At 60.4% G+C, this 22,202-nt stretch carries 19 protein-coding genes and 1 pseudogene; 17 read left to right on the plus strand and 3 right to left on the minus strand.

Annotated features, from left to right (window positions below):
• The first annotated feature begins 18 nt into the window (after window positions 1–18).
• From V6R85_RS17950 to V6R85_RS18000, 11 genes are all read left to right on the plus strand, one after another.
• Window positions 19–1,086, plus strand: a complete 1,068-nt coding sequence (locus tag V6R85_RS17950; RefSeq protein ID WP_003518099.1) for an ABC transporter permease — start codon at window positions 19–21, stop codon at window positions 1,084–1,086.
• Window positions 1,083–2,015, plus strand: a complete 933-nt coding sequence (locus V6R85_RS17955) for an ABC transporter permease (protein ID WP_003504757.1) — start codon at window positions 1,083–1,085, stop codon at window positions 2,013–2,015. The genes V6R85_RS17950 and V6R85_RS17955 overlap by 4 nt, the downstream gene beginning before the upstream one ends.
• Window positions 2,012–2,848, plus strand: a complete 837-nt coding sequence (locus tag V6R85_RS17960) for an ABC transporter ATP-binding protein (protein ID WP_003504759.1) — start codon at window positions 2,012–2,014, stop codon at window positions 2,846–2,848. The genes V6R85_RS17955 and V6R85_RS17960 overlap by 4 nt, the downstream gene beginning before the upstream one ends.
• On the plus strand, window positions 2,845–3,594 hold the full coding sequence (locus tag V6R85_RS17965) for an ABC transporter ATP-binding protein (protein WP_003504761.1): 750 nt from the start codon (window positions 2,845–2,847) through the stop codon (window positions 3,592–3,594). The genes V6R85_RS17960 and V6R85_RS17965 overlap by 4 nt, the downstream gene beginning before the upstream one ends.
• Window positions 3,595–3,755: 161 nt before the next feature.
• Complete coding sequence (locus V6R85_RS17970; protein WP_035212791.1) at window positions 3,756–4,658, plus strand: LysR substrate-binding domain-containing protein; 903 nt, start codon at window positions 3,756–3,758, stop codon at window positions 4,656–4,658.
• 183 nt (window positions 4,659–4,841) lie between these two features.
• Complete coding sequence (locus V6R85_RS17975; protein WP_080865052.1) at window positions 4,842–6,377, plus strand: ABC transporter substrate-binding protein; 1,536 nt, start codon at window positions 4,842–4,844, stop codon at window positions 6,375–6,377.
• A gap of 194 nt (window positions 6,378–6,571) precedes the next feature.
• Window positions 6,572–7,522, plus strand: coding sequence for an ABC transporter permease (locus V6R85_RS17980; RefSeq protein WP_080864553.1), 951 nt, complete (start codon window positions 6,572–6,574; stop codon window positions 7,520–7,522).
• Entirely contained in the window at window positions 7,519–8,340 is an 822-nt protein-coding gene (locus tag V6R85_RS17985; protein ID WP_020813237.1) for an ABC transporter permease, read from the plus strand. Before V6R85_RS17980 ends, V6R85_RS17985 begins: the two co-directional genes overlap by 4 nt.
• A 53-nt stretch (window positions 8,341–8,393) precedes the next feature.
• On the plus strand, window positions 8,394–9,791 hold the full coding sequence (locus tag V6R85_RS17990) for an amidase (RefSeq protein ID WP_080864552.1): 1,398 nt from the start codon (window positions 8,394–8,396) through the stop codon (window positions 9,789–9,791).
• 97 nt (window positions 9,792–9,888) lie between these two features.
• Window positions 9,889–10,455 (plus strand): DJ-1/PfpI family protein, encoded by a 567-nt coding sequence (locus V6R85_RS17995; RefSeq protein WP_162686199.1) that lies wholly within the window; start codon window positions 9,889–9,891, stop codon window positions 10,453–10,455.
• Window positions 10,456–10,525: 70 nt separating this feature from the next.
• A complete protein-coding gene (locus V6R85_RS18000; RefSeq protein WP_003504781.1) occupies window positions 10,526–10,876 on the plus strand; it encodes a ribbon-helix-helix domain-containing protein in 351 nt (116 codons plus the stop codon).
• A gap of 84 nt (window positions 10,877–10,960) precedes the next feature.
• Here the strand turns inward: V6R85_RS18000 and V6R85_RS18005 are convergent, their stop codons facing one another.
• The 3 genes from V6R85_RS18005 to V6R85_RS18015 all read right to left on the minus strand — a co-directional run bounded on the left by V6R85_RS18005 (window position 10,961) and on the right by V6R85_RS18015 (window position 14,670).
• On the minus strand, window positions 10,961–11,881 hold the full coding sequence (locus V6R85_RS18005) for an ABC transporter permease (protein ID WP_060724435.1): 921 nt from the start codon (window positions 11,879–11,881) through the stop codon (window positions 10,961–10,963).
• Window positions 11,874–12,884: an ABC transporter permease gene (locus tag V6R85_RS18010; RefSeq protein WP_003504786.1), complete on the minus strand. Its 1,011-nt coding sequence runs from the start codon at window positions 12,882–12,884 to the stop codon at window positions 11,874–11,876. The genes V6R85_RS18005 and V6R85_RS18010 overlap by 8 nt, the downstream gene beginning before the upstream one ends.
• A 76-nt stretch (window positions 12,885–12,960) precedes the next feature.
• Window positions 12,961–14,670, minus strand: coding sequence for a peptide ABC transporter substrate-binding protein (locus V6R85_RS18015; protein ID WP_003504788.1), 1,710 nt, complete (start codon window positions 14,668–14,670; stop codon window positions 12,961–12,963).
• A gap of 305 nt (window positions 14,671–14,975) precedes the next feature.
• Here V6R85_RS18015 and V6R85_RS18020 point away from each other — a divergent pair, with 305 nt between their 5' ends.
• From V6R85_RS18020 to V6R85_RS18045, 6 genes and pseudogenes are all read left to right on the plus strand, one after another.
• Window positions 14,976–16,139, plus strand: a complete 1,164-nt coding sequence (locus V6R85_RS18020) for a M20 aminoacylase family protein (protein ID WP_020813243.1) — start codon at window positions 14,976–14,978, stop codon at window positions 16,137–16,139.
• Window positions 16,140–16,187: 48 nt separating this feature from the next.
• Window positions 16,188–18,038: an ABC transporter ATP-binding protein gene (locus V6R85_RS18025; protein ID WP_020813244.1), complete on the plus strand. Its 1,851-nt coding sequence runs from the start codon at window positions 16,188–16,190 to the stop codon at window positions 18,036–18,038.
• A gap of 261 nt (window positions 18,039–18,299) precedes the next feature.
• Window positions 18,300–19,253 (plus strand): sugar-binding transcriptional regulator, encoded by a 954-nt coding sequence (locus tag V6R85_RS18030; protein WP_020813245.1) that lies wholly within the window; start codon window positions 18,300–18,302, stop codon window positions 19,251–19,253.
• 144 nt (window positions 19,254–19,397) lie between these two features.
• On the plus strand, window positions 19,398–20,711 hold the full coding sequence (locus V6R85_RS18035; RefSeq protein ID WP_003518078.1) for an ABC transporter substrate-binding protein: 1,314 nt from the start codon (window positions 19,398–19,400) through the stop codon (window positions 20,709–20,711).
• 172 nt (window positions 20,712–20,883) lie between these two features.
• Window positions 20,884–21,756, plus strand: coding sequence for a carbohydrate ABC transporter permease (locus V6R85_RS18040; protein ID WP_111791367.1), 873 nt, complete (start codon window positions 20,884–20,886; stop codon window positions 21,754–21,756).
• A 12-nt stretch (window positions 21,757–21,768) separates the two neighbouring features.
• A pseudogene (locus V6R85_RS18045) lies at window positions 21,769–22,202 on the plus strand (carbohydrate ABC transporter permease); the annotation flags it as partial.

Consider the following 22,202-nt stretch of genomic DNA (forward strand, 5'->3'; position numbering starts at 1 on the left):
TCCGGAAGGATCGGTCTCTTGAGCATCGTTGAAGCAAACAGCCGGGCGAGGCAGGGCAAACGCCGTGCCAACGCCCGCGCGAAGGCCATTCTCGGCTTCGCCGTCACCGTCATCACCACCTTTCTGGGGCTGATGGCGGTCACATTTTTCATTGGCCGCGTTGTGCCGATCGATCCCGCACTGGCGATTGTCGGCGACCGCGCTCCTGCGCATGTGGTCGAGCGCGTGCGTGAGCAGCTCGGCCTCAACCTGCCGCTCTGGCAGCAGTTCTTCATCTATCTGAAGCAGGCGCTGTCGGGTGATTTCGGCATCTCAGTCCTCACCACCAACCCGGTGATGGAGGATATCAAGCGGGTTTTCCCGGCAACCATAGAGCTTGCCACGCTTGGCACCATCATCGGCGCCGTTTTTGGCATTCCGCTCGGCGTGCTTGCCGCGGTCAAGCGCGGCAGCTTTGCCGACCAGGTCGTGCGCGTCATCGGCCTTATCGGCTATTCCGTGCCGATTTTCTGGCTTGGCCTCCTGGCGCTGCTGGTGTTTTACGCCAGGTTGCAATGGGTCGCCTATCCCGGCCGGATGGATATCGTCTACGAATTCACCTTTACGCCGGTCACGGGTTTCTTCCTGATCGACGCGATCTGGCAACGGCAATGGGACGTATTGTGGGATCTGTTCCGCCACATCATCCTGCCCGCCTCGCTGCTCGGCTATTTTTCGCTGGCCTATATCAGCCGCATGACGCGTTCGTTCATGCTGAATGAGCTCGCCCAGGAATATATCGTTGCGGCGCGCGCCAAGGGGCTTTCGGAAACGCGCATCATCTGGTTTCACGCTCTGCGCAACGCCGCCGTGCCGCTGGTGACCGTGATTGCGCTATCTTACGCCGGTCTGCTGGAAGGTTCGGTGCTGACCGAAACCATCTTCGCGTGGCCGGGGCTCGGCCTCTACATCACCAATTCCCTGCAGAATGCGGATATGAATGCCGTTCTTGGCGGCACGATCGTGATCGGCGCCATCTTCGTCGGCATCAATCTCTTCTCCGATCTGCTTTACCGGACGCTCGACCCAAGGACGCGCAGCCGATGACGATTTCGACCGATACACTCAAACCCTACAGCCGCGAATGGCTGCTCTCCGACCGGCCTGCCTCGCGCAAGCAGGCGCGTCTTGGCCGTGCTTATGTCATCTGGCGGCGGTTTTCGGAAAACCGGCTGGCGTTGCTCGGCCTCGGCATCATTGTTGCGCTGCTGTTCGTCGCGCTGTTTGCCAATGTGCTGGCGCCGCATAATCCGGTGCAGGGCGATCTGCGCAATGCCCGGCTTCTGCCGCCCGGTACGGCGGGATACTTGCTCGGCACCGACGATCAGGGGCGCGATATTCTCTCGCGCCTCATCCACGGTTCGCGACTGACCCTGTTCGTGGTGCTGCTGGTGGCCATCATCGCGGCGCCCATCGGGCTCATCGTCGGCACCGTCTCGGGTTATGCCGGCGGCTGGGTGGATGCCGTTCTGATGCGCATCACCGATATCTTTCTGGCCTTTCCGAAGCTGGTTCTGGCGCTGGCGCTGGTGGCCGCACTGGGGCCGGGCATTGAAAACGCGGTGCTCGCCATCGCGGTGACGTCATGGCCGCCCTATGCGCGTATCGCGCGCGCTGAAACCATGACCTTCCGCAATTCCGATTTCATCGCGGCGGTGAAGCTCATGGGGGCCTCGCCCTTCCGCATCGTCCTGAAACACGTCATGCCGCTTTGCATGTCGTCGCTCATCGTGCGCGTCACGCTCGATATGGCGGGCATCATCCTCACCGCCGCAGGTCTCGGCTTCCTAGGCCTTGGCGCGCAGCCGCCGTTGCCGGAATGGGGCGCGATGATCGCTTCGGGGCGTCGTTTCATCCTCGACCAATGGTGGGTTGCGGCCATGCCCGGCGTGGCGATCCTCATCGTCAGCCTCGGTTTCAACCTGCTGGGCGATGGGTTGCGCGATGCGCTTGATCCCAAGGAGGCGGGCCAATGAGTGCGCCGCTTCTGACCGTTCAGAATCTTCGCGTTTCTTTCCCCACCCGCACCGGGCTGGTGGAGGCGGTGCGCGGTGTGTCCTTCACGCTTGGGCGCGAACGCCTCGGCATCGTCGGCGAATCCGGCTCCGGCAAGTCGCAGACGGGCCGAGCCATCATGGGGCTGACGCCGAAAAGCGCGCGCATCGAGGCCGATGCGCTCCGTTTCGGCGATATCGACCTGCTCAAGGCGTCCGCAAAGGAGCGGCGGATCATGCGCGGCAAGCGCATGGCCATGATCCTGCAGGACCCGAAATATTCGCTGAACCCGGTCATGACCATCGGCCGTCAGATCATGGAAACCTTGCGCACCCATGAAAAGATCGGCGGCAGCGAGGCGCGCCAGCGCACGCTTGCCATGCTCGAAGCGGTGCAGATCCGCGATCCCGAGCGCGTCTTCGATCTCTATCCGCATGAGGTCTCCGGCGGCATGGGCCAGCGCGTCATGATTGCCATGATGCTGGTCTGCGGCCCGGAACTGTTGATCGCCGACGAACCCACCTCGGCGCTCGACGTCACGGTGCAACTGGAAGTACTCGACATTCTCGACAAGCTGGTGCGCGACCGCGGCATGGGGCTGATCTTTGTCAGTCATGATCTGAGGCTCGTCTCCTCCTTCTGTGACCGCGTTCTCGTCATGTATGCGGGCAAGGTGGTGGAAGAGCTTTCTTCCGCCAATCTGAAGGAAGCGAAACACCCCTATACGCAGGGGCTTTTGAACTGCCTGCCGGAAATTGGCGGCCACCGGCATCCGCTGCCGGTTCTGGAACGCAAGCCGGAGTGGCGCGCATGAGCACAGTTCTTTCTATCAGAGACATGGTGGTCGATTTCGACGGTTACATCGCGCTCGACAGCGTCAGCATCGATGTGGCCGAGGGTGAATCCTTCGGCATCGTCGGCGAGTCCGGTTCCGGCAAGTCGACCCTGCTGCGCGCCATTGCCGGCCTCAACCATTTCGACGAAGGTTCGTTGATGGTGGCGGGGCGCTCCTATTCCAGCAAGCACCGCGACAAGAGCTTCTACAGCGACGTGCAGATGGTGTTTCAGGACCCTTATGGCTCCCTTCACCCGCGCCAGACGGTGGATGCGCTGCTGCTTGAACCGCTGGTCATCCACGGTCTCGACAATCGCGAGCAGCGTATTGCCCGCGCATTGGATGAAGTCGGCCTCGGTTCAGGCTTCCGTTTCCGGTATTCGCACCAGCTTTCCGGCGGCCAGCGGCAGCGCATTGCCATTGCCCGTGCGCTGATCGTCGAGCCTAAAATCCTGCTGCTGGATGAGCCGACTTCGGCGCTCGATGCCTCCATTCAGGCGGAAATCCTCAACCTTCTGGAACAGGCCCGCAAGGATCGTAACCTTACCTTCGTCATGGTCAGCCACGATCTCGGCGTCATCAGCCATATGTGCGATCGCCTGGCGGTGATGAAGAGCGGCAAGGTGGTGGAAATGCTGGAGGCGGAAGCGCTGGAAAGCCGGGAATTCAGCGCGGATTATACCCGCCAGCTGTTGGTGGCGAGCGAGGGTTTCAAGCGCGTTTGATTGGCGAGACGGTGCGCCCGTTCCTTCTCCCCACCTGGGAGAAGAAACAGGCGGCGCGCGTTCGTTCCACAGGTGATCTTCCCGGGCGAAGTATTCTCTCATCGCGCTGCGATGATATGGTGAACCGCCACACCGGCATTTCCGCAACAGGTACCCACCCCATGCAATTGCGCGCCTTGATGTATTTCGACGAACTCGTCCGCACAAATTCCATGCGCGCCGCTGCGGAAAACCTGAATGTCGCGCCGACGGCGGTGAGCCGGCAGATTGAAAACCTCGAATATTATTTCGGTTCGCCGCTTGTGGAGCGCTCCAGCCGGGGCGTGAAGCTGACGGCAGCGGGGGAGCTGCTCGCCGCCCGCGCTGGCAAGACGCTGCGCGAACTCGACCATGTGCACCAGCTGATAGACGATCTCAAAGGCCTGCAGCGCGGCCGGGTCACGGTCTATGCCAATGGCGCCACGGTGGCGAACCTTCTGGCGCCGGTGCTGGCGCAGTTCAGCCTGAAATATCCAAAACTGCGTTTCGAGGTGCATATTACCAGCGCCCGGCAGGCGATGGAGGCGCTGGGTGCGGCGGAAGCGGACCTTGTCGTCAGCCTGTTTGCGCCAAAACTATCAGGCGTCAAGGTGCGTTCGCGCACCCGCATCAGTTATGATGTCATCTTCCCCGCTGGCCACGCGCTCGCCGCCCAGCCGGAAGTCTCGCTGAAGGAACTGGCGGGCCTGCCGCTTGCGCTGCCGGACAAGAGTTTTGCTGCGCGTCAGGCCTTCGATACGCTGTTTGCCGATGCGGGCATCGAACTTGACCCTGTCTTCATCACCAGCTCGCTGGAAATGCTGAAGGAACTGGTGCTGGGCCACGCCGCCGCCACGCTGTTGCCGGCGCTTTCGGTGGCGCGTGAAATTCGCAGTGGCCAGATGGTCGCCGTTCCGCTCTCCGGCAAGAAGGGCATCCACACCCAGATCGATCTCTGTGTTGCTCCCGACCGGCAATTGTCCTTCGCCGCCTCCAAGCTTGCCGATTTCATCGAGCGCTTCATGCGCGAGGCGACGGCGGGATAAGCGAGACGGTTTGGCCTTTCCGCCCGGAAGGTTGATTTCCATCCGCATTTCCGTGTAGCCATTTCAGCTACACGGAGCACACAAAAATCGAGATTGTGTGTGCGCCTGCAACATGACACTCTTTTTGCAACGGGTGGTCTTTGGAAGGGCAAAAATGCCCCGGCCGCCAGACAGGGGACAATGATGCCACGCATTTATCTTTCGCAGGCGGCAACGCTTTCGCGCCGCGCCGCGCTGAGCCTCGCACTGGGCACGGCGCTTTGGCTGCCGCTTTCGATAACGGCGGCGGATGCCGCGCCGAAAACCGCGCTGACGCTTGGCATGGCCGTCGAGCCCGCCGGGCTCGATCCGACCATTGCCGCCCCCGTCGCCATCGGCCAGGTCACCTGGCAGAATATCTTCGAAGGTCTGGTGACGATCGACCGCGAAGGCAAGGTTAGGCCGCAGCTTGCCGAAAGCTGGGAAATTTCCCCTGATGGCAAGACCTATACATTCAAGCTGCGCAAGGGCGTCACCTTCCATGACGGCGAGGCCTTCGATTCCTCCGTTGCGAAATTTTCGCTGGATCGGGCGCGCGGCGAAAGCTCGGTCAATCCGCAGAAGCGCTTCTTCGCCGCCATCGACAGTATCGAGACCCCGGATGCCGCAACGCTGGTGCTGAAGCTGAAGCAGCCGGCCGGCAGCCTTCTCTATTGGCTCGGCTGGCCGGCATCCGTGATGGTGGCGCCGAAAAGCGCTGAGAATAACCGCACCACGCCCGTCGGCACCGGCCCGTTCAAATTCGTGAACTGGGCCAAGGGCGACAGGGTCGAGCTGCAGAAGAACGACGGCTATTGGGACAAGGCCGTGGCGGTCAAGCTGGACAAGGCGACCTTCCGTTTCGTCTCCGACCCGCAGGCGCAGGCGGCGGCGCTGAAGTCAGGCGATATCGATGCCTTTCCGGAATTCGGCGCGCCGGAGCTGATGACCTCCTTTGAGGGCGACAAACGCCTTGGCACCTTCGTCGGCAATACCGAACTGAAGGTCGTGGCCGGCATGAACAACGCCCGCAAGCCCTTTGATGACAAGCGCGTGCGCCAGGCGCTGATGATGGCGGTGGATCGCGGCACCGTCATCGAAGGCGCATGGTCCGGCTTCGGCACGGCCATCGGCAGCCATTACACCCCGAATGACCGCGGTTACATCGATACGACAGGAGTGCACCCCTACGATGTCGACAAGGCGAGGGCGCTGCTTGCCGAAGCGGGTTATCCTGACGGGTTCAGCTTCACCATCAAGGCGCCGCAGATGGCCTATGCCCAGCGGACCTCGCAAATCCTGCAGGCGATGTTTGCCGAAATCGGCGTGACGATGACCATCGAGACGACCGAATTTCCGGCGAAATGGGTGGCGGATGTCTTGAAGGGCGCGGATTACGACATGACCATCGTTGCCCATGCGGAGCCGATGGATATCGATATCTATGCGCGCGATCCCTATTATTTCAATTACAGGAACCCGGCCTTCAACGAGGTCGTCGGCAACGTTGAAAAGACGGCGGATGCGGCCCAGCAGGAAGCGCTTTACGGCGACGCCCAGAAAATCCTCGCAGAAGATGTGCCGGCACTTTACCTTTTCGTCATGCCGAAGCTCGGCGTGTGGGACAAGAAGGTGAAGGGGCTTTGGGAAAACGAACCCATTCCCTCGAATGTGCTGACGGATGTGCATTGGGAAGAGTGACGTTTGTCGATACCGGTTTCTTCCGTCATGCCGGACTTGATCCGGCATCCAGCCAGCCCAAGTCCTTCGGCTGAAAGGGCTCTCTCCGCCGCGCAGACGCGCGCCGGCTGGATTCCGGCTCGGGGCCGGAATGACGGGAGAGAGGTGACTGGACGCTCGACCGCAGGTGAAACAAAGCAAGGAGAAGATGCCAGATGTTAGCCGTCCTCATCCGGCGTCTCGTCAGCCTCGTCATCACGCTGTTTGCCGTTTCCCTCATCATCTATGTCGTCATGGGCCTGCTGCCGGGCGATCCCGCGGCGATCATGCTTGGAACCTCGGCGAGCCCTGATACGCTCGCCGCGCTGCAGAAGCAGATGGGTCTCGATCAGCCGCTGCCGCTGCGTTATCTCCACTGGCTTGCGGGCGTATTCCGGGGTGATTTCGGGCAATCCTATACCTATGGCGTGCCGGTGGCGGGGCTGATCCTCGAGCGGCTGGCCGTCACCCTGCCGCTTGCGCTGCTGGCAGTCTGCCTGTCTGTCGCCATCGCCATTCCACTCGGCGTGGCGGCGGCGCGGAACCGTAACGGGGCGCTGGATTTTGTGGCCGGGCTGTTTTCCCATGTGGGCATCGCCGTGCCCGGTTTCTGGGTCGGGCTGCTGCTCATCATCGTCTTTTCCACCACGCTCGGCTGGATGCCGGCGGGCGGATTTCCCGGCTGGACGCCGAGTTTTTCAGCGGGTCTTATGGCGCTCATCCTTCCGGCGGTCGCGCTGGCGCTGTCGCAGGCCGGCGTTCTCACCCGCGTCTGCCGCTCCGCCGTGCTTGAGGTGATGAACGAGGATTTCGTGCGCACCGCCCGCGCCAAGGGTTTGAGCGAGCGGGTGGCACTGTGGCGGCACGCGGTGCCGAACGCGATGATCCCTGTTGTCACCATGATCGGCCTGCAATTCACCTTCCTTATCGCCGGCGCGGTGCTTGTCGAGAATGTCTTCAACCTGCCGGGCCTCGGGCGGCTTGCCTATCAGGCGCTGACCCAGCGCGATATCGTCGTCATGCAATCCGTCGTGCTGTTTTTTTCGGCGCTGGTGATCATCATGAATTTCGTGGTCGATATCGCCTATCTCCTCATCGATCCCAGACTGCGGGCAGGTGCGCGATGATGCGATTGATCCGCCGCCGCCCCGCCTTTGCCGTCGGCATCGCCGTCACGATCTTTCTGGTCGCCGTCGCCCTGCTGTCGCTGGTCTGGACGCCGGTGTCCCCCACGAAGATGCAGATCGTCCAGAAGCTGAAATCACCGTTCGTCTATGGCGGCCTCGGCACGGATCATTTCGGCCGCGATGTGTTGTCCATGCTGATGGCGGGTGCTTGGAACTCGCTGTCCACCTCCATCGCCGCCGTTGCCATCGGCGCATCTATCGGCACGGCCATCGGCGTTGCGGTCGCGGCGCTGCGCGGTTTCACCGAAACCGTGGTCATGCGCGTCTGCGATATCATCTTTGCGGTGCCGCCGATCCTGTCGGCTATGATGCTCGGCGCCTTCATCGGCACGGGGCGCTTTACCGCCATCATCGCCATCGCCACCTTCATGGTGCCTGTCTTCGCCCGGCTGACGCTGGGGGCGGCGCTGCAGATATGGTCGCGGGAATATGTCACCGCCGCTACAAGCATCGGCCAGAACCGCGCCCGGATCACGCTTTTCCATATCGTGCCGAATATTTCCAACCAGATCATCGTGCAGGTGACGATCCAGCTCGGCCTTGCGATATTGACGGAAGCAGGCCTTTCCTTCCTCGGTCTCGGCATGCCGCCGCCCGCCGCCACCTGGGGGCGAATGCTCGCGGACGCCCAGACCTATCTTGGCGTGGCGCCCTGGCTTGCCATCATGCCCGGCCTTGCGATTGCACTTGCCGTCTTTGGTCTCAACCTTCTCGGCGACGGCCTGCGCGACCTGCTGGACCCGCGCGATACAAGCTGACCGCTCTGGAAAGCTGTCGCCCATATTTCCTGTTTTTCTGACGAGACGATGCCATGACCGATCTCATAGACCTCAACACGCTCGAAATCCTGTCGCTTTACCGGGGTAAGAGGCTTTCGCCATCGGAATATTGGCAGGCGGTGGAGGCGCGTATCGATGCATTCGAGCCGGTCGTGAACGCGCTTTACGCCTATGATCCGGAGGATGCACGCCGGCAGGCGCTGGCCTCGACGGAGCGCTGGCAAAAGGGTGAAACGCTCGGGCCCCTTGATGGAATTCCCGTCTCGCTCAAGGAATTGATCGCCACGAAAGGCCATCCCGTTCCGCTTGGCACCAAAGCGGTAGAACTGGTGCCTGCGGTTGAAGATGCGCCGGTGGCGGCCCGCTGCCGCGAGGATGGCGCGATCCTTTACGCCAAGACGACCTGCCCGGATTACGGCATGCTCTCCTCAGGCCTTTCCAGTTTTCACAAGCTCAGCCGCAATCCTTGGGACCCGACACAGAACCCCGGCGGCTCCAGCGCCGGTGCGGCCTCGGCCGGGGCCGCTGGTTATGGCACGCTGCATATCGGCACGGATATTGGCGGCTCGGTGCGGCTGCCGGCGGGGTGGACGGGATTGTTCGGTTTCAAGCCGAGCCAGGGCCGCATCCCGGTCGATCCCTATTATACCGGCCGCTGCGCCGGGCCGATGACCCGCACCGTTATCGATACGGCCTATGCGATGGCCACGCTTTCACGGCCCGACTGGCGCGACGGCACATCGCTGCCGCCGAATGACATCGACTGGATGGACCTCGATATCGACGTGAAGGGCCTGAAGATCGGCCTGATGCTGGATGCCGGCTGCGGCCTGCCGTTGGAGGATGAGGTGCGCGACGCCGTGCTTTCCGCCGCGAAACTGTTCGAGGCGGCGGGCGCCATTGTCATCCCTGTCGAGCCGGTGCTGACGCGGGAGATGCTGGATGGGCTGGACGACTTCTGGCGCGCGAAATTCTGGGGCGACATGGCGGCGCTGAGCGCAGACCGCCGCGCCGCGATCCTTCCATATATTCATGAATGGGCACAGAAGGGGGCGGATATTTCCGGCGCACGCGCCGTTTTCGGTTTCAACCAGACCATGGAAATGCGTAAGCTTTGCGGCCGGTTGATGCAGTCCGTTGATGCGGTGATTTCACCCGTCAATCCCATCGTGTCCTATCCGGCCGACTGGGCCTCGCCCACCAATGATCCCGCACGGCCCTTCGAACATATCGCCTTCACCGTGCCGTGGAACATGTCGGAACAGCCCGCATCCTCGATCAATTGCGGTTTTTCGAAATCGGGTATGCCCATCGGCTTGCAGATCGTCGGCCCGCGTTACGAGGATCTGTTCGTGCTGAAGCTTTCCAGAGCCTTTGAGACCTGGGGCGGCGGTGTGCGTCGCTGGCCGGAGCCGCCGCGGGGCCGGTGATGCCGCCTTTATCGGCCTTGTAGTATAGCCATAATACCCGTGCTTCGGCCCACACTGCTAGAGTGCCCAAAGGCATTCGAAAACGGGAGGAGCAAACATGCCGAAGAAGATTTTGATGATCGCCGGCGATTTCGCCGAGGATTACGAGACCATGGTGCCGTTCCAGACGTTGCTCGCTGTCGGCCACACGGTCCATGCCGTCTGCCCCGGCAAGAAAGCGGGCCAGACCATCGCTACGGCCATCCATGATTTCGAGGGCGACCAGACCTATTCGGAAAAACGCGGCCATAATTTCGCGCTCAACGCCACCTTCGCCGATATCAAGGTTGCGGATTATGATGCGCTGGTCATTCCGGGCGGCCGTGCGCCGGAATATCTGCGCCTTAATGCCGATGTGCTGGCGGCGGTGAAACATTTTTTCGAGGCTGACAAGCCGGTGGCGGCCGTCTGCCACGGTGCGCAACTGCTCGCGGCTGCTGGTGTTTTGAAGGGCCGCACCTGCTCGGCCTATCCGGCCTGCCGTCCCGAGGTCGAGCTTGCCGGCGGCACCTATGCCGATATCGCCATCGATGCGGCGGTTACCGATGGCAAGCTGGTGACCGCCCCTGCATGGCCGGCACATCCGGCATGGCTTTCGCAATTCATGGCGGTGCTCGGCAAATAAGACCTGCGAAAGGGGGCTTTTTTCGGCCCCGTTTTCCGCCTATCTTTCAGACGTGGTGAGGGAGGAAACCATGTGCAAGCTTTTCATCAAGGCAGACCCGGCGCTTTGGGAAAGCCATACGCGGTCGCTCAGGATCGATGGCATGGTCACCAGCGTCCGGCTCGAGAATTTCTTCTGGACGACGCTGGACGAGATCGCGCGGCGGGATGGCATGAACAGCGTGCAGCTTATCGCCAAGCTTTATAATGAATCGATCGATGCCGGGCATGATCTCGGAAATTTCACCTCGTTCCTGCGGGTCTGCTGCGGGCGTTATCTTGCGCTTCAGCTTTCCGGCGATATTCCCGCGCGCAGCGATATTCCGATTGCCGCGCTGGATGCCGACAGCATCCTTGATGCGGAAAAGGTGAATTATCACTAGTCGGCAGCCTTACTCGACGTCATCCTCGGGCTTGACCCGAGGATGACGGTGGAGAGGTTGTTGTGACGCAGAGAACGCGTCTCCTCAACTCTTCAGCGCCCGTGGGTCGAGCGCATCGCGCACGGCATCACCAATGTAATTGACGCTCAGAACCGTCAGCGAGATAGCCAGTCCCGGCCACAGCACACGCGAGGGCGTCAGCTGCAGGAAGTTGGCGCCATCGAACAGCAGCCGTCCCCAGGTGGGGAAGTCGGACGGGAAACCGAGGCCGAGGAAGGACAGCGCCGATTCCGTGATGATGGCCGAGGCGATGCCGAGCGTGGCCGAGACCATGATCGAACTCAGCACATTCGGCAGGATATGGCGCAGGATGATGCGATACTCACGCATGCCGCTCGATTTCGCCGCCATGATGAATTCCTGGCTTTTGATCGTCAGCACATCGCCGCGCACAATGCGCGCGGTATGCATCCAGCTGGTGATCCCGATCACGAAGACAATCAGGATGAAGATGCCGGTTTCCGGCCCGAAGGCGGCGCGCAGCGTATCGCGAAACAGCATCAGGATGACGAGCAGCAGCGGCAAAAGCGGCAGCGCCAGAAACAGGTCCGTCAACCGCATCAGCGGCCCGTCCAGATTCCGGAAATAACCTGAAAGCACACCCACCAGCGTGCCGAGAAACAGGGCCAAAAGCATGGCAGTGATGCCGACGGCAAGCGAGATGCGCCCACCGGCCAGAACCTGCGCCAGCATGTCCTTGCCGAGATTATCGGTGCCGAAGGGATGCGCCAGCGACGGCCACTGGTTACGTGCCTTCACGTTTATGGCGTTGGGCGCAACGGTGTGGATATAGGGGCCGACATAGACCGCAAGCAGGATGAAGATGAAGACAAAAAGCCCGGCCACCCCGCCCTTGTGGACGCGGAACTGTTTCCAGATATCGGCAAGGGCGGATTGTGTTGGGGTGGCCGCAACCGTCGGCGCTGCAATGGTGGCGTCAGTCATAGCGGATCCTCGGGTCGAGAATGCCGTAAAGCACGTCGGCAATCAGGTTGAAGAGCACGATAAGCACCGCAAAAATGAAGGTCAGCGTCTGCACCAGCGGAATATCCGCGCCCTGAACGGCGGTTATCAGCAATTGGCCAAGCCCGTTCACGCGGAATATCTGCTCGGTGATGATGGCGCCGGAAAAGATCGTCGGCACGCCGAGTGCAATCACCGTCACGACCGGGATCAGGCTGTTGCGCAGCACGTGGACGAGCAGAACGGATTTTTCCTTCACGCCCTTGGCGCGGGCGGTGCGCACATAGTCCTGATGCAGATTGTCGAGCATTGAGGCGCGCACGAAGCGGCTGATCTGCGAGACATTGTAGAGGGTCAATACCAGCACCGGCAGGAACATCTGTTTGATCTGCGCCACAAAGCTTCCCCAGTCCGTCACCTGCAGATTGGTGTCATAGACGGAAGGGAACCATTGCAGGTAAGAGCTGAAGATGACGACCAGCAGCACGCCGGTGAAGAAGGTCGGCACCGAATAACCGACCATCGAGACGAAAGTGCCGATCTGGTCGAAGATCGAATATTGCTTGTAGGCGGAAATGACGCCGATCGGGATCGCCAGAAGCGCGCCGAAAAGATAGGCAAGGCCCACTACCCAAAGCGTCTGCGGCATGCGCTGGATGACAAGATCGACCACCGGGCTGCGCGTTGCCCAGGAGAGCACGCGCATGCGGCTGCCATCGCCGATCTGCCAGCCGGTCAGCTTTTCGAAGAGGTTCAGCGGCTCGTTGATGAAGAATTGCTGCAGCCACATCAGGTAACGGATGAAGAAAGGCTGGTCGAGGCCGAGGGAGGCGCGGATCTGCTCGCGCACTTCGGGCGGAATGGTCAGCGGCAGGTCGCCGGTCGGATCGTTCGGCGCGAGATCGAGCAGGGCGAAGATGACGAAGCTGATGACGAGCAACGTCGGTACGGCAAAGGCAAGCCGCCGGAGCGTAAAGGTAAACATCGGAAAGTCTCCAGACCGTCAGGGTCTCGCAAAACGAGCGCGGCCGCCCTTTCAGGGGCGACCGCGCATTTGCGTGTTACTTTTTGCGGGACCAGTCCGCGACGTTCCAGAGTTCCGAATCCCAGGCATTCATGCGAACGCCTTCGAGTGTCAGCGAATGCGAGGAGACGTTGCCACGGTGGATCAGCGGAATATGTGCGCCTTCTTCCGTCAGCATGTCGTTCAGCTGTTTTGCGATTTCCCCACGCTTGGCGAAATCGGTCGTCTTGGAAAGGACGCCCACCAGCTTGTCGAATTCCGGGTTGCAATAACGCGGAATATTCTGACCCTGCCAGCCGTTTGCGGGGGCGGGGATCTTGTCGCACAGCCATTCCGCCAGGTATTTTTCCGGGTCGGTGCCGTCGAAATTGTTGGTGTACATTTCAACGTCGGCATAAAATTTCTGGAAGGTATCCGGGCTTGCCGGATCGCCGCCGAAGAACACCGAGGCGCTGACATTGCGCAGTTCGGACGCAACGCCGATCTGCGACCACATGTCCTTCACCAGTTCCTGCGCTGCCTGGCGAACGGAGTTGGTGGAGGTCTGGTAGAGGAAGGAAAGCTTCACGCCGTTTTTGGCGCGGATGCCATCGGCGCCCTTCACCCAGCCCGCATCATCAAGCAGCTTATTTGCGCCTTCCAAATCCTGCTTCAGGCACCAGCTGTCGTTTTTCGTCGAAGCGACAGCCGCCGGGGCCGGCACGATGTTGCAGGTCGGCTTGCCCGCCTCGCCATACCCCGTCTCATCGATAATGTCGCGATCGATGGCGAGCGAGAGCGCACGGCGCACGGCCGGGTCGGAAAGGGCCGGATGGGGACCGCCCTCCTTGGTGGAGCGCTTGTCACCCAGCGCAGGATCGGCATTGTACCAGTTGAGATTGATACGCTCGACCTGCGTGCCGAAGGCGGTTTCCAGCTTGCCCTTGCCGGCGGCCACCATGGTCGCCAGAATTTCCGGCTCCACCTGCATGTTCCAGGCGTAGTCGAATTCACCCGTTTCAAGCACGGCACGCGCAGCGGATGCCGCGTCACCGCCGCCCTTCAGGGTCGCCGTGGCGAAAGCGGGCTTGGCCGGATCACGATAATTGGGGTTGGCGACATAGCTGATGACGTCGTTCGGCTTGAACTCCTTGACCACAAAGGGGCCGGTGCCGATGGGGCCGAAATTGGCGGATGTGCAGCCGGGAGCCGCGGCGCCGACGCATTTTTCGAACTGCTTCTTCTGGATGACGGGCGATTGCGCGCCGACAAATGCCGAGTAGGGGTAGGGCTTGGGTTCAGTGAAGCTGATCTTGACGGTATGGGCGTCGATAGCCTCAACGTTTTTCACGCCTTCATATTGTGCCGCCTGCGCGCAGCCGCCGTCGGGTGCGGTGCAATATTTCCACGTGAAGATGACGTCGTCAGCGGTAAGCGGCGTGCCGTCGGACCATTTGACGTCACTTTTCAGCTTCCACGTCATGCTGAGCAGATCCTTCGCGACGCCGCCATTGTCGACCGTCGGGATCTCGCTCACCAGCATCGGCACCAGCTCGCCCTTTTCGTCGTAGCGGGCCAGAGGCTCAATCACCATGGACGAGCTGTAGATCTCTTTGGTGCCGCCGGAAAGATAAGGGTTGAGTGTCGATACAGCCTGCCAGAACAGGATTTTCAGTTCACCGTCACTGCCGCGTTCGGCATGGGCGGCAGATCCTGCCAAGGCCATCGCCGCCACCGTGCTGGCAAAGAGAATGCTGCGCTTCTTCATTATGTTTTCCCCTTTTTTGGATTTTATCTATTTGAATGTTTGACGCTTTTCCTGTCGTCATGCGCAAGGTATTTTATTGTAAGTATTTGACTTTGCTGAATAATATCCATTCGTTCCAGATGATGCTATTGTCAGTGTTTTTGAAAAGCAAGCCCCAAAGTCTTATTGATGAACAAAATTTGAGCCATTCGCCTTCCGGCCTATTTTTCGCTCATTCAGCAAATTTCACACTTGCAAAAGGAGAAATTCCAAACGCAATATGTTTTCCGACAACCCGGCGGGGAACAAAAAAGGGAATAAAGAGAATGCCGATATTGAACCGTGTGGCTGAAATGCAGGAAGACGTTGCCGGCTGGAGACGCCATCTGCATGAGCACCCGGAACTGCTCTATGATGTCTTCGAAACATCGAAATTCGTGGCCGAAAAACTGAAGTCCTTCGGCTGCGATATCGTCGAGACCGGCATCGGCAAGACCGGCGTGGTCGGCATCATCAAGGGGCGGCACGGGGATGGTCCGACCATCGGTTTCCGCTCCGACATGGACGCGCTGCCGATTCTTGAGACCAGCGGCAAGCCCTGGGCCTCGAAGACGCCCGGCAAGGCCCATTCCTGCGGCCATGACGGGCACACGGCCATGCTTCTGGGGGCGGCGCAGTATCTGGCCGAGACCCGCAATTTCAAAGGCTCCGTCGCGGTCATCTTCCAGCCGGCGGAAGAGGGCGGGGCAGGCGCGCTCGCCATGCTGAACGACGGCATGATGGAGAAATTCGGCATTTCGCAGGTCTATGGCATGCATAACGAGCCAGGCATTCCGGTCGGCCAATTCGCCATCCGCAAGGGTTCCACCATGGCGGCGGCGGATAGTTTCGAGATTGTCATCACCGGCAAGGGCAGCCACGCGGCCGCGCCGCATCTTTCCATCGATCCGGTGCTGACCTCGGCGCATATCATCATCGCGCTGCAATCCATCGTCTCGCGCGAGACGGACCCGTTGAAATCGCTGGTCGTCACCGTCGCCACCACCCATGGCGGCACGGCGGTCAATGTCATTCCGGGTTCGGTGACGCTGACCGGCACGGTGAGGACCCTGCTGCCGGAAACCCGCGATTTTGCCGAAAAGCGGCTGAAGGAAGTGGCCACCGCCACGGCAATGGCGCATGGCGCCAGCGTGGAGGTGAAATACCATCGCGGATATCCCGTCACCTTCAACCACAGTGACGAAACCGAATTCGCGACCGGTGTGGCGATGGGCGTGGCCGGTGCGAACGCCGTCAACACCAATCCCAACCCGCATATGGGTGCGGAAGATTTTTCCTACATGCTGGAAGCCCGCCCCGGCGCCTTCATCTTCATCGGCAACGGCGATACCGCCGGGCTGCACAACGCCGCTTACGATTTCAACGACGAAGCCCTGCCTTACGGCATCAGCTACTGGGTTTCGATGGCCGAAACCGCACTTGCTGCATAAGACACCCGGCGGCCTTCATGGCCGCCTTCTGCTTTTCAGGAGATCGGCATGCTTTTGGCGGCGACATCAATGGAACAGACCGGCGGTTCGGTAAGCCCGGTTCTTTCGGTTCAGAATCTCACCACCTCCTTCCGCGTCGATGACGGCTGGAAATCCGTGGTGCGCAATATGAGTTTCGAGATTGCACCGCGCGAAACGGTGGCGATCGTCGGCGAAAGCGGCTCGGGCAAGAGCGTGACGTCGCTGTCGATCATGCGGCTTCTCGATAAAAAGACGAGTCGCATCGAGGGCAAGGTCATGCTCGGCGGCCGCGACCTGCTGGCGCTGCCGGAAGAGGAGATGCGCAAGGTTCGCGGCAAGGACATCTCTATGATCTTCCAGGAGCCGATGACGAGCCTCAACCCGATCTTCCCGATCGGCAAGCAGATCGCCGAAGCACTCACCGTACATCAGGATATTTCCTCCTCCGCTGCAAAAGCCGAAGTTATCCGCCTGCTCGAAAAGGTCCGCATTCCCAATGCGAAGAACCGGTTCGACGATTATCCGCACCAGTTTTCCGGCGGCATGCGCCAGCGCGTTATGATCGCCATGGCACTTGCCTCGAAACCAAAGCTCCTGATTGCAGACGAGCCGACGACGGCGCTCGACGTGACCATTCAGGGCCAGATTCTCGACCTTATCAAGCAATTGCAGGAAGAGGAGGGCATGTCGGTCCTGTTCATCACCCATGATATGGGCGTGGTGGCGGAAGTGGCTGACCGCACCATCGTCATGTTCCGCGGCGACGTGGTGGAAACCGGCACGACGGACGATATCTTCCATCGCGGAAACCATCCCTATACGCGCGCCCTGCTTTCGGCGGTGCCGAAGCTCGGTTCGATGAAAGAGCGGGTGCTGCCCGCCCGCTTTCCGATCATCGATATCAAGACCGGAGAAAGCCAACCGGTCGAAGAGGTCAGGAACACGGTTTCCGGTGGTCGCACGCCCATTCTTTCGGTCCGGGACCTGACGACCCGCTTCGATATCCGCTCCGGTCTTCTTGGTCGCAAGTCCGGTGCCGTGCATGCGGTGGAGAAGGTCTCCTTCGATCTGGCTGAGGGCGAGACACTATCGCTGGTCGGTGAATCCGGCTGCGGCAAGTCCACCACGGGGCGGTCGATCACCCGGCTGATCGAACCGACCTCCGGTAACGTGACTCTCGACGGTTACGAGGTGATGAAACTCGACAAGACGACGTTGCGCACCATGCGCCGCAGCGTGCAGATGATCTTTCAGGACCCCTTCGCCAGTCTCGATCCGCGCATGAGCATCGGCACGGCGATCATGGAGCCCTTCATCGAACACCGGCTTGGACCGAAGGCGCAGGCGCGTGAAAAGGCGGCGGACCTGATGGAGAAGGTTGGCCTCAGCCCGGATATGATGCGGCGCTTCCCGCATGAGTTTTCCGGCGGCCAGCGCCAGCGCATCGCCATTGCCCGTTCGCTGATGCTTGACCCCAAGGTCATCGTTGCCGATGAAGCGGTGTCGGCGCTTGATGTCTCCATCAAGGCGCAGGTCTGTAACCTGCTGCTCGATCTGCAACAGAGCCTCAACCTCGCCTTCCTGTTCATTTCCCACGATATGGCTGTGGTGGAGCGTGTCAGTCATCGTGTCGCGGTGATGTATCTCGGCGAGATCGTCGAAATCGGCCCACGCGCCGCCGTCTTCGATAATCCGCAGCACCCCTATACGAAAAAGCTCATGTCCGCCGTTCCGGTGCCGGATCCGGCCCGGCGCCAGATCAGGCGCAACATGGCAACGGACGAGATCAAAAGCCCGATCCGTCCTGTGAACTATGTTCCGCCGCAACGCCATTACCGCGAGGTTTCGGCAGGGCATCTGGTGCAGGAAGCGGCTTGATATAGAGGAAACTGCGCAGGGATAGGTGCCTCTGTGTTCACGACGTCATCCTCGGTCTTGTGCCGAGGATCTGCCAATGTCTCGTAAATCGGTGCATTGCAGATGCTCGGGACAGGCCCGAGCATGACGGAGGAAATGTTTTGCATCTTCTTTAGAGGTGCCCGGTGCCGCCAAACGCTTCGCTCAGTCGCTGCGCCGTTTGACAGGCGGCCTGAAAAAATGCCAGCAAATGCTCGAGCATAATTCTTAGAGGGCGGCGGCATGGCCAGACGGAACGACGCACATGGACGGCTTGATGATGCGGCGCGTGCTGGCTGGCTTTATTATGTCGCGGGCCGCACGCAGGACGAGATCGCCGCTGCCATGGGCATATCCCGGCAATCGGCGCAGCGGCTGGTATCGCTGGCCGTCGCCGAGCGGTTGATCAAGGTCCGGCTCGATCATCCCATCGCCGCCTGTCTCGAAAAGGCGGAGCGGCTGAAGCAGAAATTCGACCTTAGATATATCGAGGTGGTGCCGAGCGATCCCGCTGGCGTTTCCTCCACGGTCGGCATTGCCGAGGCCGGTGCGGCGGAAATCGAGCGCTGGCTGAAAAATGCCGATCCCATCGTGCTTGCCATCGGCACCGGCCGTACGCTGAAGGCGGCTGTGGACCAGTTGCCGCCGATGGAATGTCCGCAGCACCGCATCGTGTCACTGACAGGCAATATCGGCCCGGATGGCTCGGCTGCCTATTACAACGTCATCTTCAGCATGGCCGATGCCATCAAGGCGCGGCATTTTCCCATGCCGCTGCCAGTCCTGTGCTCCTCGGCGGAAGAACGTGAATTGCTGCATGACCAGTCCATGGTGCGCTCGACGCTGGCGCTGGGTTCTGCGGCCAATGTCACCTTCGTCGGTGTCGGCGAACTCGGTGAAAACGCACCGCTCTGCGTTGATGGTTTCCTCGGTGTCGACGAGATGAAGGCCCTGATGGCAAGCGGTGCGGTCGGCGAGATCTGTGGCTGGATGTATGATGCCAATGGCCACATTCTCGACCATTCCGTCAACGAGCGCGTCGCCTCCGTTCCCATCCCATCACGAGAGACCTGCACGGTCATCGGAATGGCGCAGGGCACGCGCAAAAATGCCTCGATTCTGGCGGCGTTGAGGGGTGGTCTGTTGAACGGCCTCATTACCGACGAAGTGACAAGCGAATATTTGCTCACTCACTGAGCAAAAATTAATTCATTAAAATCAAAGACTTGATTTTCCCATGTGCGCCGCAGCACAGGATGTCGCTTGACATTTTTGCTCTGCGGGTGAGTAAATGCCCTAGAGCAAAGCGAATGCTCATCATTTTTCTTCTGGGAGGAAGATATGACATTGAAGACCATTTTGCTGGGCGCATGCTCGGCACTCGCCTTTTCGACCCTTGCCTCCGCCGAAACGCTGACCATCGCCACCGTTAATAACGGCGATATGATCCGCATGCAGGGGCTGACCTCCGACTTCACCACCAAGAACCCCGACATCAAGGTGGAATGGGTCACGCTTGAAGAAAACGTCCTGCGCGAGCGCGTGACGACCGATATCGCCACCAATGGCGGTCAGTACGACATCATGACCATCGGCAACTATGAAGTGCCGATCTGGGCCAAGCAGGGCTGGCTGCTGCCGCTCGAAAAGCTTGGCGACAAATACGACGTGGATGATATTCTGCCGGCGATCCGTGGTGGTCTTTCCAGCGAAGGCAAGCTTTATGCGGCGCCGTTCTACGGCGAATCCGCCATGATCATGTATCGCAAGGACCTGTTTGAAAAAGCCGGCCTGAAGATGCCTGAAAACCCGACCTGGGAATTCATCGGTGACGCTGCCCGCAAGATTACCGATCGCAAGGCGGATATCAACGGCATGTGCCTGCGCGGCAAAGCTGGCTGGGGCGAGAACATGGCCTTCATCAGTGCGCTCACCAACTCCTTTGGCGGCCGCTGGTTCGATGAGAACTGGAAACCGCAGTTCGATCAGCCGGAATGGAAGAGTGCTCTTCAGTTCTACGTCGATCTGATGAAGGATGCCGGTCCGTCGGGTGCTTCCTCCAACGGCTTCAACGAAAACCTGACGCTGTTCCAGCAGGGCAAATGCGGCATGTGGATCGACGCCACGGTGGCTGCTTCCTTCGTTTCAAACCCGAAGGATTCGACCGTTGCCGACAAGGTCGGTTATGCGCTCTTCCCGACGCATGGCGAACTGAAGAACCACGGCAACTGGTTGTGGTCATGGAACCTTGCTATCCCGAAGAGCTCGCAGAAGGCGGATGCCGCCGAGAAGTTCATCTCCTGGGCAACCAGCAAGGAATATACCCAACTCGTCGCTGCCAAGGAAGGCTGGGCAAACGTGCCTCCGGGTACCCGCACCTCGCTTTACAAAAATGCTGACTATGAAAAAGCAGCCGCCTTCGCCAAGCCGACGCTTGCTGCGATGGATGCCGCCGACATCACCAAGCCGACCGTAAAGCCCGTGCCTTACACCGGCGGTCAGTTCGTGGCGATCCCTGAGTTCCAGGCGCTCGGCACCACGGTCGGTCAGCTGTTCTCGGCGGTCGTTGCCGGCCAGTCCAGTGTCGACGATGCGCTTGCCAGCGCCCAGTCGACAGCGACGCGTGAAATGACCCGCGCCGGTTACATCAAGTAATCCTCCTGAAGATCGCTGTCCGGCGCCAATGCCGGGCAGCGAACCTTGGGGGCGCAAGCCGCGAGCTGCGCGGTGGCCTTTAAGCCTTTCAAATCAAAACTGGAATGAGCCGGTTCTTCCGGATATGCCGGGGGCATTTCGTGATGCCCGAGCCCATGGGGAGGTTAGTGCAATGGCAACACGGAACACGAGCGGTCTTGCGCGGGTTATGCTTGCGCCTTCGGTGCTGCTTTTGCTGGTGTGGATGATCGTGCCCCTGGCGATGACGCTGTGGTTTTCGTTCCAGAACTACAATCTGCTCAACCCTGCCAATGTCAGCTTTGCGGGCCTGTTCAATTACCAGTATTTCTACACCGATCCGGCCTTCTTCCAGTCGATCTGGAACACGCTGCTGATCGTCGGCGGCGTACTTCTGATCACCGTCATCGGCGGCATCGCCATTGCGCTCCTGCTCGACAATGACATCTTCGGCCAGGGCATCGTGCGCATCATGATCATCTCGCCGTTCTTCGTCATGCCGCCGGTGGCCGCACTGGTGTGGAAGAACATGATCATGCATCCCGGTTACGGCGTGCTCGCCGATCTGTCCCGCTTCTTCGGCCTGCAGCCGGTCGACTGGTTCGCGCAGTTTCCGCTGCTCTCCATCATCATCATCGTTGCCTGGCAATGGCTGCCCTTTGCAACGCTGATCCTGCTCACCGCCCTGCAGTCGCTCGATGGCGAACAGAAGGAAGCGGCCGAGATGGATGGCGCCAACTTCATCAACCGTTTCGTCTATCTGACGCTGCCGCATCTGTCGCGCGCCATTACCGTCGTCATCCTCATCCAGACGATCTTCCTGCTCGGCGTCTACGCGGAAATCCTCGTCACCACCAATGGCGGCCCCGGTTATGCCTCGACCAACCTTGCCTTCCTCATCTATCGCACGGCGCTTCTGGGTTACGACGTCGGCGGCGCATCGGCCGGTGGCATCATCGCCGTCGTGCTCGCCAATATCGTCGCCATCTTCCTGATGCGCGCCGTCGGCAAGAACCTCGACCGTTAAGGAGAAGCGATCATGGCCCGCAAGACAACCACACGTGCGAAGATCGGCTTTTCCATCGCGGCATGGGCCGTGGCGTTGCTGCTGTTCTTCCCGATCCTCTATGCCTTCCTCACCTCGATCAAGACCGAGCCGGAGGCGATCGCAGGCTTCAGCCTCATTCCCTCGGGCACGCTCGAAAACTACATCACCGTGCAGACCCAGCGCGATTACTTCAAGCCGTTCATGAACTCGGTGGTGCTGTCGCTCGGCTCGACGATCATTGCGCTGATCATCGCCATTCCCGCCGCCTGGGCCATGGCGTTCTCGCCGACCAAACGCACCAAGGACATTCTGATGTGGATGCTCTCCACCAAGATGATGCCGGCCGTCGCCGTGCTGGTGCCGATCTACCTGATCTTCCGCAATGCCGGCCTGCTCGATACCCGCATTGGGCTGACCGTCATGCT

Origin of the sequence: Agrobacterium sp. CCNWLW32 (assembly GCF_037083425.1) — a bacterium.
Classification (GTDB): domain Bacteria; phylum Pseudomonadota; class Alphaproteobacteria; order Rhizobiales; family Rhizobiaceae; genus Agrobacterium; species Agrobacterium radiobacter.